Origin of the sequence: Allobosea sp. R86505 (assembly GCF_042466375.1) — a bacterium.
GTDB lineage: Bacteria > Pseudomonadota > Alphaproteobacteria > Rhizobiales > Beijerinckiaceae > Allobosea.
The window spans coordinates 1,698,964-1,711,457 of the sequence record NZ_JAXHPY010000001.1 but is presented as its reverse complement, the minus strand read 5'-3'; the positions used below and the strand labels follow the sequence as shown (position 1 = coordinate 1,711,457).

Annotated in this window: 15 protein-coding genes; 7 read left to right on the top strand and 8 right to left on the bottom strand. The window is 67.7% G+C overall.

Annotated elements, in window-relative coordinates:
* Positions 1–35 precede the first annotated feature (35 nt).
* From puhA to hemA, 7 genes are read left to right on the top strand one after another with little or no spacing between them, the layout of a single operon-like run.
* The gene (gene puhA, locus SJY11_RS08195) at positions 36–812 is read left to right on the top strand and encodes a photosynthetic reaction center subunit H (RefSeq protein WP_376986103.1); all 777 of its coding nucleotides are present in this window, start codon (positions 36–38) and stop codon (positions 810–812) included.
* Complete coding sequence (gene puhB, locus SJY11_RS08190; protein WP_376986102.1) at positions 809–1,474, top strand: photosynthetic complex putative assembly protein PuhB; 666 nt, start codon at positions 809–811, stop codon at positions 1,472–1,474. The genes puhA and puhB overlap by 4 nt, the downstream gene beginning before the upstream one ends.
* Before the next feature lie 13 nt (positions 1,475–1,487).
* On the top strand, positions 1,488–1,961 hold the full coding sequence (puhC, locus tag SJY11_RS08185; RefSeq protein WP_376986101.1) for a photosynthetic complex assembly protein PuhC: 474 nt from the start codon (positions 1,488–1,490) through the stop codon (positions 1,959–1,961).
* Positions 1,958–2,278 (top strand): hypothetical protein, encoded by a 321-nt coding sequence (locus tag SJY11_RS08180; RefSeq protein WP_376986099.1) that lies wholly within the window; start codon positions 1,958–1,960, stop codon positions 2,276–2,278. The genes puhC and SJY11_RS08180 overlap by 4 nt, the downstream gene beginning before the upstream one ends.
* Positions 2,275–3,354: a magnesium-protoporphyrin IX monomethyl ester (oxidative) cyclase gene (gene acsF / locus SJY11_RS08175; RefSeq protein WP_376986098.1), complete on the top strand. Its 1,080-nt coding sequence runs from the start codon at positions 2,275–2,277 to the stop codon at positions 3,352–3,354. Before SJY11_RS08180 ends, acsF begins: the two co-directional genes overlap by 4 nt.
* Positions 3,355–3,366: 12 nt before the next feature.
* On the top strand, positions 3,367–4,236 hold the full coding sequence (puhE, locus tag SJY11_RS08170) for a putative photosynthetic complex assembly protein PuhE (protein ID WP_376986097.1): 870 nt from the start codon (positions 3,367–3,369) through the stop codon (positions 4,234–4,236).
* A gap of 29 nt (positions 4,237–4,265) precedes the next feature.
* Positions 4,266–5,477: a 5-aminolevulinate synthase gene (gene hemA / locus SJY11_RS08165; protein ID WP_069056293.1), complete on the top strand. Its 1,212-nt coding sequence runs from the start codon at positions 4,266–4,268 to the stop codon at positions 5,475–5,477.
* Positions 5,478–5,684: 207 nt separating this feature from the next.
* Here hemA and pufM read toward each other — a convergent pair whose 3' ends face one another.
* The 8 genes from pufM to SJY11_RS08125 form a co-directional block, all read right to left on the bottom strand.
* A complete protein-coding gene (gene pufM / locus SJY11_RS08160; protein WP_376986096.1) occupies positions 5,685–6,653 on the bottom strand; it encodes a photosynthetic reaction center subunit M in 969 nt (322 codons plus the stop codon).
* A 119-nt stretch (positions 6,654–6,772) separates the two neighbouring features.
* Positions 6,773–7,597 (bottom strand): photosynthetic reaction center subunit L, encoded by an 825-nt coding sequence (gene pufL / locus SJY11_RS08155; protein WP_069056295.1) that lies wholly within the window; start codon positions 7,595–7,597, stop codon positions 6,773–6,775.
* A gap of 125 nt (positions 7,598–7,722) precedes the next feature.
* The gene (gene pufA / locus SJY11_RS08150; protein WP_069056296.1) at positions 7,723–7,884 is read right to left on the bottom strand and encodes a light-harvesting antenna LH1, alpha subunit; all 162 of its coding nucleotides are present in this window, start codon (positions 7,882–7,884) and stop codon (positions 7,723–7,725) included.
* Between the two features lie 28 nt (positions 7,885–7,912).
* Positions 7,913–8,056 carry a light-harvesting antenna LH1, beta subunit gene (gene pufB / locus SJY11_RS08145; RefSeq protein ID WP_069056297.1) on the bottom strand — a complete coding sequence of 48 codons (144 nt, stop codon included), beginning with the start codon at positions 8,054–8,056 and terminating at the stop codon, positions 7,913–7,915.
* Positions 8,057–8,184: 128 nt separating this feature from the next.
* Complete coding sequence (locus tag SJY11_RS08140; RefSeq protein ID WP_267521510.1) at positions 8,185–8,421, bottom strand: hypothetical protein; 237 nt, start codon at positions 8,419–8,421, stop codon at positions 8,185–8,187.
* Between the two features lie 67 nt (positions 8,422–8,488).
* Complete coding sequence (bchZ, locus tag SJY11_RS08135; RefSeq protein WP_376986095.1) at positions 8,489–9,940, bottom strand: chlorophyllide a reductase subunit Z; 1,452 nt, start codon at positions 9,938–9,940, stop codon at positions 8,489–8,491.
* Positions 9,940–11,478: a chlorophyllide a reductase subunit Y gene (gene bchY, locus SJY11_RS08130; RefSeq protein ID WP_376986093.1), complete on the bottom strand. Its 1,539-nt coding sequence runs from the start codon at positions 11,476–11,478 to the stop codon at positions 9,940–9,942. The genes bchZ and bchY overlap by 1 nt, the downstream gene beginning before the upstream one ends.
* Positions 11,479–11,486: 8 nt before the next feature.
* Positions 11,487–12,458 carry a chlorophyllide a reductase iron protein subunit X gene (locus SJY11_RS08125; RefSeq protein ID WP_376989279.1) on the bottom strand — a complete coding sequence of 324 codons (972 nt, stop codon included), beginning with the start codon at positions 12,456–12,458 and terminating at the stop codon, positions 11,487–11,489.
* Positions 12,459–12,494: the final 36 nt, after the last annotated feature.

Genomic DNA, 12,494 nt, shown 5'->3' with positions numbered 1-12,494 from the left:
CACCCAGCCAAAGGCCTTGCAAGGAGGGCTCTCTGATGCGTGAGATCTTGGGTAACATGGACGTCGCTCAGATCGCGATCTGGCTGTTCTGGCTGTTCTTCGCCGGGCTGGTCATCTATCTGCGCCGCGAGGACCGACGCGAGGGCTATCCGCTCGAAGCCGACACGCATCCCGGCAAGATGCTGGCGCCGAGCCTGATCTTCTACCCGGCGCCGAAAACCTTCCGGCTCGCCAACGGTGCCAGCGTCAAGGCGCCCAGCGGACAACGCGACAGCCGTCCGGTCGCCGCGCAGCCCACGGCCAAGTTCCCGGGCGCGCCGCTGGCGCCCACCGGCGCCAGTCCGATGCTCGATTCGGTCGGCCCCGGCTCCTGGGCCGAGCGCGCCGATGCCCCGGAGATGACCTATGACAACCATCTCAAGATCGTCCCTGTCCGTGTCGCCACGGGCTATTCCTGCTCGGCCAAGGAAGATCCGCGCGGCTACGACGTCATTGGCGCCGACAGGAAGGTCGCGGGCAAAGTCGTCGATCTCTGGGTCGATCGCTCCGAGGCCCTGATCCGCTACTTCGAGGTCGCTCTGCCCAGCGGCCGCAGCGTTCTGCTGCCGGTCACCTTCTCCGACATCACGCGCGGCGCGAGACCCGGCATTGGCCGCATCAAGGTCGAGGCGCTGCTGGCGAGCCAGTTCGCCGACGTGCCCGCGACCCGCCAGCCCGATTCCGTCACGCGGCTCGAGGAGGAGAGGATCTGCGCCTACTACGGCGCCGGCACGCTCTACGCGACGCCCGACCGCGCGGAGCCGCTGCTATGAGCCACGACGATTTCGCCTTCGAGCCGATCCCAGGCCTGCCCGCCCGTCCCCCGGAGGGTGAGGCCATCCTCTGGCAGGGCGGGCCGGACTGGCGCGGCCTCGCCTGGCGCGCCTTCCATGTCCGCGAGGTCGCCTTCTATTTCGGCGCCCTCGTCGCCGCCCAGCCGGTCCTCGCGCTGATCCAGGGCACGCCGCTCGCCGCCACGCTGCTGCCGATGACCTGGATCGCTTTGGCGGGCAGCGTCGCCGCCGGCCTGCTCGCCGCGCTCGCCTGGCTCTCCGCCCGCGGCACCGTCTACACGATTACCAGCCGGCGGCTGGTGATGCGCTTCGGCATCGCCCTGCCGATGACGATCAACCTGCCCTTCGCGCTCGTGGCCGGAGCCAGCCTGAAGCTGCGTCGCAGCGGCCTGGGAGACATCCCGGTCGCCCTCGTCCCGGGGGAGCGTGTCTCCTACATCGTCATGTGGCCGCATGCGCGGCCCTGGCGCCTGGGGCGGCCGGAGCCGATGCTGCGGGATCTGCCGGAGGCAAAGCGCGCCGCCGACATCCTGGCCCGCGCCCTGTCGGTCCATTGCGGCGCCGCTGTCCCCGCACGCCTGCCGGTTGCGGACGCCGCCAATGACCACCGCCTGCCGCAGGGCATGGCGGCGGCGGGTTGAGGAGACCGGGACGATGAGCGACACCGCCCTTCCCCCGCAACCATCGGCCAGCCTGTCGCCACCGCGCTGGACGCTGGTCGGCATGGCCCTGCTGATGGTCGCGACGATCGCCATCGCCGGCTTCGCGCGCCAGACCGGCATCGGCGCCACCGGCATCCCGGACAGTCCGACCGTCGCCCGGGCCGATCTGCGCTTCGAGGACCGCGAGGACGGCTCCGTCCTGGTCCGTGACGGCTCAGGCCGGGCGCTCGCGACGATCGCCGTCGGCGCCGACGGCTTCATCCGTGGCACGATGCGCAGCCTGGCGCGCCAGCGCAAACAGGCCGGCCTGCCGCAGGACCTTGCCTTCCTCCTGGAGCGTCGCGAGAATGGCCGCCTGAGCCTGAGCGATCCCTCCACCGGCGCCCGGATCGAGCTCGACGCCTTCGGAAGCGGCAACGCCGCCACCTTCGCGCGCTTCCTGCCCCCTCGGGAGAACCGCTCATGACCGATTTCACTTTGACGGACAGAACCATGGCCGAGCCGAAGCAGTTCGACGTCGGCTGCACCATCGAGGTGTCCCACACCTTCGACAGCCTGCACGCCCACGTGACGCTCGACGGCGACGTCCGGATCCGCCCGGGCGACGAGGTCATCGTCCATGGCGAGCCGATCAAGGTTCCCTATGGCGAGGTCCAGACCTTCCGCCGCATTGCGACCGTCAAGCGCGCCGGCTGGCTCGAGCAGCTCTGGACCAGGATCACCGGCCGCGCCGAATTCATGGAGCTGCTCGAATTCAGCTTCTCGGAAAGGACCAAGCTATGACCGCTGCAACCCTTTCGGCCGGCGCGATGCGCGCGGCCCCCAACGAAGCCACCCGGATGGCCCAGCAGGACACCATGCTGACGCCGCGCTTCTACACCACCGATTTCGAAGAACTCGACAAGATCGACGTCACGCCGGTGCGCGCCGAATGGGACGTGCTGATCGCCGAGATGAAGAGCGACCCCAACAAGGGCCACTTCACCCGCAACGCCGACTGGAAGCTCGAGCTCGAGAAGATTCCCGAGCCGCTGCGCAAGGAGTTCATCGATTTCCTGGTGTCGTCGCTAACGGCGGAGTTCTCCGGCTGCGTCCTCTATGCCGAGATGCGCAAGCGCGGCACCAACCCCGACATCTGCGAGCTGTTCAAATACATGAGCCGCGACGAGGCCCGCCATGCCGGATTCATCAACGACGCGCTCAAGGAATTCAGCATCGGCGTCGATCTCGGCTTCCTGACGAAGGCCAAGAAATACACCTTCTTCAAGCCCAAGTTCATCTTCTACGCGACCTATCTCTCCGAGAAGATCGGCTATGCGCGCTACATCACCATCTTCCGGCACCTCGAGCGAAACCCCGACAAGTGCTTCCACCCGATCTTCAAATGGTTCCGCGAGTGGTGCAACGACGAGTTCCGCCATGGCGAGGCTTTCTCGCTCTTGATGCGGGCGAACCCGCATCTGCTCACCGGCGGCAACAAGCTCTGGGTGCGCTTCTTCCTGCTCGCCGTCTACGCGACGATGTATGTGCGCGACCATGTCCGGCCGGAGTTCCACAAGGCGCTCGACATCGACCCGACGGAGTATGATTTCGAGGTCTACCGCATCACCTCGGAAATCTCGCGCCAGGTCTTCCCGGTCGTCCTCGACACGGACAATCCGAAGTTCCGGGCCGGGCTCGAGCGCGTCCGCATCCTCGCCGGCAAGATCGCCGAGGCCTCCGAGCAGGGCGGCTTGGCCGCGCAGCTCCGGATGCGCGCCTATCAGGCCCAGGTCGGCTACGCCCTGCTGAAGCTTTATCTGCTGCCGACGATCAAGAACGAGATCCCCCGCACCAGCCGGCTCCAGCCGGCCTATTGAGGAGGCGGCATCTTGGTCACCTACGGGCTCCCGATCGTCGCGACACTGGTCGCCTGGTGGTTCTCCACCGGCGCGATCCTCTATCTCGACGGTCTGCCCAGGGCGACCTTCCGCTGGAGCCTGGCGGGCGCCACGCTCGCTGTGCTCGCCGCCTTCTGGGGACTGGCCGCCACGGCCGGCGACACCAGCGTCGCCGGCGCCTATCTCGCCGTGTTCTGTGCGCTCGTGGTCTGGGGCTGGAACGAGCTCGCCTTCCTGCTCGGCTATGTCGCCGGCACGACGCGGGAGCCCTGCGCCCCCGGCCTGCGCGGCTTCGCCCGCTTCGGAGCCGCGACCCGCGCCATCCTGCATCACGAGCTGGCGCTGCTCGCCTCGCTGGCGATCATCGCCGTCCTGACCGCCGACGGGGCGAACCTGTTCGGCCTCGCCACCTTCGCGCTGCTCTTCGCCATGCGCCTCTCGACCAAGCTCAACATCTATCTCGGCGTGCCCAACACCACGGTCGAGTTCCTGCCCGAGCACCTCGCCTATCTGAAGAGCTATTTCCGCCAGCGGCCGATGAACCTGCTGTTTCCGCTCTCGGTGACCGCCGCGACGCTGCTCAGCGCCTGGCTCGTGCACAGCGTCGTGCGGGCCGGGGATCCCTTCGCGATCACGGGCTTCGTCCTGCTGGCGACCTTCGCCGTGCTCGGCCTCGTCGAGCACTGGTTCCTGGTGCTGCCGCTGCCGGTCGCCGAGCTCTGGGCCTGGGGCCTGCGCTCGCGTGACGAAGCCGCCCATGCCGATCCCGCGCTCGCGCCCGCACGGGTCGCGACGCCGCTCCCTTCCGCCACCGGCCTCGCGACACCGCGCGCCGTTCCCCCGCCAACCCTCGTCGCATAGCGCGACAGCGCGCTCCCAGGAGGCCGCCGATGGACTACGAGATGTTCTTCCGCAAGGAACTCGACGGGCTCCACAAGGAAGGCCGCTATCGCGTCTTCGCCGATCTGGAGCGCAAGGCCGGGCAGTTTCCCCGCGCCACCTTCCATGGCACGGACGGCCCGCGTGACGTCACCGTCTGGTGCTCCAACGACTATCTCGGCATGGGCCAGAATCCCGACGTGCTCGCCGCGATGCATGGCGCGCTCGACGGCTGCGGCGCCGGCGCCGGCGGCACGCGCAACATCGGCGGCACCAACCACTACCATGTGCTGCTGGAGCGCGAGCTCGCCGACCTGCACGGCAAGGAAGCCGCGCTTCTCTTCAACTCCGGCTACATGTCGAACTGGGCCTCGCTCTCGACCTTCGCGGCGCGCATTCCCGACTGCGTGGTCCTGACCGATGGTCTCAACCACGCCTCGATGATCGAGGGGATCCGCCATTCGCGGGCCGACAAGGTCGTCTTCGCCCACAACGACCCCGACGATCTGCGCCGCAAGCTGCAGGCGATCGACCCGCGCCGGCCCAAGCTGCTCGCCTTCGAATCCGTCTACTCGATGGATGGCGACATCGCCCCGATCGCGGAATTCTGTGATCTCGCCGACGAGTTCGGCGCCATGACCTATATCGACGAGGTCCATGCGGTCGGCCTCTACGGGCCGCGCGGCGGCGGCGTCAGCGAGCGCGAGGGTCTCAGCCACCGGCTCGACGTGATCGAGGGCACGCTGGCCAAGGGCTTCGGCATCATGGGCGGCTACATCGCCGCCTCGGCCGCCACCTGCGACTTCATCCGCAGCTTCGCCTCGGGCTTCATCTTCTCGACCTCGCTGCCGCCGGCCCTGGCCGCCGGCGCGCTCGCCTCGGTGCGCCACCTCAAGGCGAGCCAGGCCGAGCGCGACGGCCAGCGCGATCGGGTCGCCGCCGTCCGGGCCGGGCTCGATGCCGCCGGCATCCCCCATCTGCCCAATCCCAGCCACATCGTCCCGGTGATGGTCGGCGATCCCGTGCTGTGCAAGCGCATCAGTGACGAACTGCTCGAGCGCTTCGACATTTATGTCCAGCCGATCAACTACCCGACCGTGCCGCGCGGCACCGAGCGGTTGCGGATTACCCCCTCGCCGCTTCACTCCGACGCCGATATCGCGGCCCTGGTCGGGGCGCTGACCGCGATCTGGCGCCAGGTCGGCCTGCGCCGCGCCGCCTGAGGCGATCCTCCACCGCAGACAGGAAAAGGCCGGGCCCAGCGCCCGGCCTTTTTCGTTGCCGCTCTATGCAAAAACCCTTGCGCGGCTGTGGCCCGCTGCGCGCGTCGCGCCCGGCCGAACCCGTGTTCCCGGCACGAAAAAGGGAGGCCGTTTCCGGCCTCCCAGGGATCGTCCGCTCGGTCGCGGTCGAGGATGGCGCGGGCAGGCTCAGGGCCGCGGCGGGGGCACCGGCGTCGCCGGCCACATGGTCGGGTCACTCGGGGCGAACTTGTGCTTGATCGCCCATTCGTACCAGTTGTCGACCGCTGTTCCGGTCAGCAGGATGCCGATGCCGCCGGTCACCGTCGTCAGCACGGCGAACCACCAGGCCCAGCGATGGATCGACTCCATCGTCGCATTGAAGCCCATCGTCCAGCGCCAGAACAGGGCGGCGCGCTCGGACGCCGTGCCACGGTCGACGATCTGCTCGATCTCGCGGTCGCCGCCATAGCGCGAGACGGCCAGGATCGTTGCGCCGTGCATGGCGAAGAGCAGCGCCGAGCCGTACAGGAACACGATCGAGAGCGCGTGGAAGGGGTTGTAGAAGAGGTTGCCGTAGCGCAGCGAGAAGTTCTGCGTCCAGTCGAGATGCGGGAAGACCCCGTAGGGGACCGCCTCGCTCCATGAGCCCATCAGCATCGGCCGGATGAAGCCGAGAACGAGCATTAGCCAGATGGCACCGGCGAAGGCCCAGGCGACATGCGTGCCCATGCCGAGCGCCCGGGCGCGATTATAGGTCCGCACCCACCACAGGAGGACAGACACGGTGAAGAAGAAGCCGGCGATGATGAACCAGCCGCCCTCCTTCAGAGGCACGAACGGACTGAACCCGTATTCCGGGCCGGGAGGCGCAAGCTGCAGCCAGAACAGTTCGCGGACGAAGCGAACCGGGTCCCAGTTCACCGAGGCCAGCATGTTGAAGCCGATGATCTCGAACGCGATAAGGCCGCAGATGAGCGAGGTCACCCCGGTCCAGCCGAGATAGATCGGGCCGATCTGGGCGTCGCCGATCATGCCGAACAGGTGGCTCACCCGTGTGGCGGTACCGCGGCGCGTGCCCCGCCCGGGAAGCGGGACGCCGAGATCGGGCGCGCCGTGGATCTGAACCCGGGTGAAGATGTTCTGATAGGTTGCCATCGCCTTGATCCTTGGAGAACCGGGCTGCGTCTGGGACGGGTTTGGTCTTGGACGGTTTGGTCTTGGGCCTGGCGCCTCCTCTCGGCGTCAGGCCGCATGGTCGGCCTCGGGCCGGCGCCTCAGCGCCAGATCGAGAAATGGCGCGACAGGTCCCACCACTCGGCCCAGCCCTCGCTCCAGTACGGGCCGCTGATGATGATGCAGACCGCGCTCCAGAACACCGCCGACAGCGCCAGGAAGAGACCGAGCCGGTGGATGCCGAGCGTGCCGATCGAATAGCCGATCGTGTCGCGGAAGAAGCTGTTCTCGTGCTCGGGCGTCTTGACCGGCTCGCCCCGCTTCGGGTTGGTCGCCGACAGGATCAGGGCGCCATGCAGCGAAAGCGCGAGCGTCGTGGTGAAGAAGAACGTCACCGCGATCATGTGGGCGGGATTATAGTGGAACTGGAGATACTGGTAGCCGACGTTGGAGACCCACTCGAGATGGCTGAAAATGCCATAGGGGAAACCATAGCCCCAGGCGCCGAGCAGGAACGGCCGGAAGATCACCAGCGTCACATAGGCCAGGATGGCGAAGCCGAAGGCGACGGGCACGTGATAGCCCATGCCGAGCTTGCGGCAGATCTCGACCTCGCGCAGGGCCCAGGAGATGAAGGAAGCCGTGGCGCAGATCGTGATGATCTGCCAGAGCCCGCCCTCGAGCATCGGGGCGAGGGACAGGCCATATTTGGGGTCCGGCGGCGCGATGTTGATCAGCCACGGATTCCAGGTCGGTCCCTGGCTGGCACCAAACAGGATCAGGGCCGTGCCGAGCCCCGCGAAGAAGACGGTCGCGATGCCGAAGAAGCCGACATAGAAGGGGCCGACCCAGAAATCGAACAGATCGCCGCCAATCAGCGTCCCGCCCCTGACCCGGTATTTTCTCTCGAAATTGAGCAATGCCATCGCGTGGCCCTCCCCGCAGCAGCGAGCGAAAACGATTTAGAATCATCGACAAAGATATGCGGAGCGAGGCGGGCGGACGTTGCCGAGCAAAGTCGGTCATCCGTCCGCCTCAGAGCTAGAAAGGCCTATTTCGGAGCAGCCGTCGACGCCAGCGGCGCGTTCAGCCAGCTTCCGTAGCGCGGCGTGCTAAGCTGAATCAGATGATTCAGCATCACCATGCCAAAAGCGAAAGTCGCGACAGCGATCAGCGTACGCCGCGGATCGAAGAGTAACCACATTCTCCACATCGTCCATTCTCCTTCATTGTTCAGACCGTCAGAACCACGGTCTCCACATCCAGATCAGCAGGTGCGCGACCGCGGATATAGCGACGAAACCCAGAGTTCCTTGCACGAAGAAGGAATGGAATTCTTTCGCTTCCGCTGCGGTCAATCCTGACAGCGTGTCTCTCTCTGCCATGATCAATCCTCTCCTTTGGCCTTGCGGCCGTTACCGCACGAAGCCGTGCGGCTGGCTGTCGGGCTTCGACCCCCGGCAGTTCCTCCCGCCCGAACCGGGCGAAAGCGCGTGACCTTCGCGTTCCGGGCTCAGCCCATGAACATGAAGGGAATGGTGGCGTTGGCCTGGGCGCGCGCCTCGGCGACGATCGACAGGCGCGGCCCACGGCCGGCCGGACGAACGACCCTCTGAACCAGCGCGACGACGAGGAAGAAAGGCATCGAAAGTGCGGTCAGCCGCCGGCACATGCGCCGGTCGGAGGCCAGCGACTTCACCCGCCGGACATGGTCCTGCTCGGAATGGCGCGCCGTGAACTGCATGGTCATTCGTCTCTCCTCCCCTCGGAAACGGTTCTGGTGCGGCCGTCTTGCCGCCGATGCTGGCTCGGTGCGCTCATGCGAAGGCTCCTTCGCGGCTGGCGACACGATCGACATGGTCGACCTGGACCCGGGCGGCGCCGGCCTGCCGGGCGCGGGCCTCGGCGGCATCGCGCAGGCGCTTGGCGGCGGAGATCCGCACCAGCACCGGCTGGCGCTCCAGGCAGTCCTCGAGCAGGGCTTTGGCCTCTTCCGACCAGGGCAGCTCGCGATGCAGGCGCGCGGGCGTCGCCTCGACGGCGTCCATCTGCGTGCCCAGCGGCAGGATGTGGAAGAGCGCGTCGAACAGCGCGTTGCAGACCTCCTGGACGAGGTAGGTCGCGCCCGCATAGCCCATGAACGGCGTGCCGGTGTGCCGGCGGATCACGGCGCCGGGGAAGGAGGCGGGGATGTAGATCCCGCGCCCGCCGGCTTCCGCCATGTACATGCGCTCGTTGAAGGAGCCGAACAGCACCAGCGGCGGCTTCTCCTTGAGCGAGGCGCGCACCGCATCGTTGTCGGATTTCTTCCCCGCGCAGCGCGAGGCCGAGAAGGTGCAGGGCAGCCCCATCTCGGTCTCGAGGAAGTGGCGGATGCCGCGCGCATAGGTCTCGTTGGCGACGATGGCGAAGGAGGCCGTGCCGAAGAAATCCTGCGTCACCGATCGCCACAGATCCCAGAGCGGCTTGATCGTCGTGTGCTTCTCGCGCTCGATGAAGGGCTCGGGGTCGAGCCCTAGCAGTTCGCCCAGCGAACGCAGGAAGGCGGTCGTCGAATGCAGCCCGATCGGCGCCTGCAGATAGGGCCGCTCGAGCGCCTCGCAGAGCAGCCGGCCATATTCGCGGTAGAGGCAGACATTGACCTCGGCATCGGCCAGCCGCTGCACCTGCGCGAGATGCGAGCCGAGCGGGAAGGTCATGTGGACCTCCGCGCCGATGCCCTCGATCAGGCGGCGCACCTCGGCGAGGTCGGAGGGCATGTTGAACATGCCATAGGCCGGGCCGATGATGTTGACCTTGGGCTTCGCGCCCTCCTTGCGGGGCTTGGCCTTGGGCACGATGCCGCGCTTGGCGCCGTACTCGCCCCAGAGCCAGAACAGCGCGCGGTCGGCGCATTGCCACTGGTCCTCGTCGATCGTGCGCGGCAGGAAGCGCTGGATGTTGGTGCCTTCCGGCGTCACGCCGCCGCCGATCATTTCGGCGATCGAGCCGGTGACGACCACGCTCGGCAGATGCGGATCGAGCACGGCATTGGCGCGCTTCATCGCGCCTTCCGTGCCGTGCTGGCCGAGTTCCTCTTCGCCGAGACCGGTCGTAACGATCGGCAGCTCATGCGGCGGCAGTGCGTCGGTGTAGTGCAGCACCGAGGTCACCGGCAGGTTCTCGCAGCCGACCGGGCCGTCGATGACGACCTGCAGGCCCTTGATGGCGCAGAAGACGTAGACCGCCCCCCAATAGCCCCCGGCCCGATCGTGATCCTGGATCAGCATCACGGAATCTCCTCGGCCGCCGCCTTCGCCTTGGCGGCGCGGCGGGCGAACTTCTCGCGGAAATCGGGATGCAGCTGCGGCGTCTCCTGCCAGATGCCGGCGGTATCGCCCTCGCCGACGCCGGCGAAGAAGGCCTTCATCGCGTCCATGCGGCCCTTGTTGCCGATGGCGGCGTTGACGACCTGGGCGAGCGAACCCGCGCCGGCGGGCCCGAAGAGCGGCCGCGCCGAGATCAGATTGGTGAAGTAGAGCGAGGGGATGCCGAGCTGCTTGGCCTTCTGCACCACCGGCGTGGTGCCGATCGCGAGATCGGGCTGGAACTCGGCCATCGCCGCCAGATCCTGCTCGAGCGTCGCGCGGAAATTCACCATCACACCGCGTGCCGCCAGCCACTCCCGGTCGGGCTCGGACCAGGGCGTGCGCGGGCAGGCGGTGCCGACATAGCGCAGATCGGCACCGCTCTCGACGAGCAGCCGCGCGACCAGAAGCTCCGAGCCCTCATAGCCCGACAGCGTGATCCGGCCGGTGATCGGCATCGCCGAGAGCGCGCCACGGATCGCCGGGACGAGCCGGTTCTGCGCCGCCTCGACCAGGGGCTTGGCCACGCCGCAGGCCTCGCCGATCGCCGAGAGCCAGGCGACCGTGCCCTCGACGCCGACCGGGCCGGAGCCGACGACGCTGCGCCCCGCCGCTTCGAACTCGCGGATGGAGGCCGTGTAGAAGGGGTGGATCGCCGCGACGACCGCGCAGTCGAGCGCCGCATAGAGCTCGCGCCATTCCCGCGTCGGCACGACCGGGCCGGCCGCCAGGCCCAGCGGCTCGAGCATCATGCCGATGCCGACGGGGTCGGCCGGGAACATCTCGCCGAGCAGGGTCACCGTCGGGCGTTCCGCCTTGCCGGCGCGCGGTGCCTGGACCGGGCCGGCTTCGGCCTCCTTGCGAGCATAAGCCAGCATGGCGCCCGCCAGCACGTCCTTGGCCTCGGCATGGGTCGGCACGCCGAACCCCGGCACGTCGATACCGATGATGCGGACGCCGTTGATCTCCTTGGGCAGGAGCCGCAGCGGCACGCCCGAGGCCGAGGGGACGCAGAGATTGGTGACGACGATGGTGTCGTAGAGCGCGGGGTCGGCCAGCTTGAACACCGCCTCGCGGATGTCCTCGAACAGCTTGCCCGTGACCAGCGTCTCGGAATTGAACGGCACATAGCCGACCGAGCGCCGCGCCCCGTAGAAATGCGAGGTGAAGGTCAGCCCGTAGACGCAGCAGGCCGAGCCCGACAGCACCGTCGCGGTGCGCCGCATCCGCAGGCCTACCCGCAGGGAGCCGAAGGCCGGGCACATGCTCTGCGGCTTGTCATGGGGCCCGACGGGGTAGTCCTTGGCGAAGCGCTCCAGCATCTCGGCATTGCCGGCCGCGGTGGCCGCGCTGCGCATCGCCTCCTGGCCGGAATGACAGCCCAGCCCGTCACCTTTCGTCGCCGCCGCATTGATCGCGGGGGCGGAGGCGGCGTCGGGAAGAGGCTGGTGCACGGTCATGATGCGCCTCAGACCTGGTCGTAGACGACTTCGAGGGTCGCCTTCTTGAGGGCGGAGGGGCCGCACATGTCTTCCAGCGTGGCAGGGACCAGAACGACGTCGCGGCCGGTGCTTTCGCTCGAGAACAGGGAGAGCAGCGCGTCCTGCGTCAGCGGCATCGGCCGCACCGGCGGCGCCTCGGAGACGTTGAGTCCCAGCTCCTCGAACAGCGGCGCCCAGACGTCGCCCGGCCGCCCGATGATCTCGTAATTGGCGCTCTTCTTGCGGATGTCGTCATTGGCGGGGATGGCGGCGAGAACCGGGATCCCGACCTTGTCGCAGAAGGCCTGGGCCTCGCCGGTGCCGTCATCCTTGTTGATGACCATGCCGGCCACGCCGACATTGCCGCCGAGCTTGCGGAAATACTCCACCGCCGAGCAGACATTGTTGGCGACGTAGAGGCTCTGCAGATCGTTGGAGCCGACGACGATGACCTTCTGGCACATGTCGCGGGCGATCGGCAGGCCGAAGCCGCCGCAGACCACGTCGCCGAGGAAATCAAGCAGGACGAAGTCGAAGCCCCAGTCGTGGAAGCCGAGCTTCTCCAGCAGCTCGAAGCCGTGGATGATGCCGCGCCCGCCGCAGCCGCGGCCGACCTCCGGCCCACCGAGTTCCATCGCGTAGACGCCGTCGCGCTTGAAGCAGACATCGCCGATCTTGACGTCCTCGCCCGCCGCCTTCTTGCGCGAGGAGGTCTCGATGATGGTCGGGCAGGCCTTGCCGCCGAAGAGCAGCGAAGTGGTGTCGGATTTCGGATCGCAGCCGATCAGCAGAACCTTCTTGCCCTGCTGGGCCATCATGTAGCTGAGATTGGCCAGCGTGAACGACTTGCCGATGCCGCCCTTGCCGTAGATCGCGATGATCTGCGTTTCCTTGGTCGGGGCGGTCGTGACGACCGCGTCCTGCGGCTGGGCAGCCTCGTCGCGCAGGCGGGCGGCCATGGCGGCGGCGGGCGAAGGAACGGGATTTCGGATCTG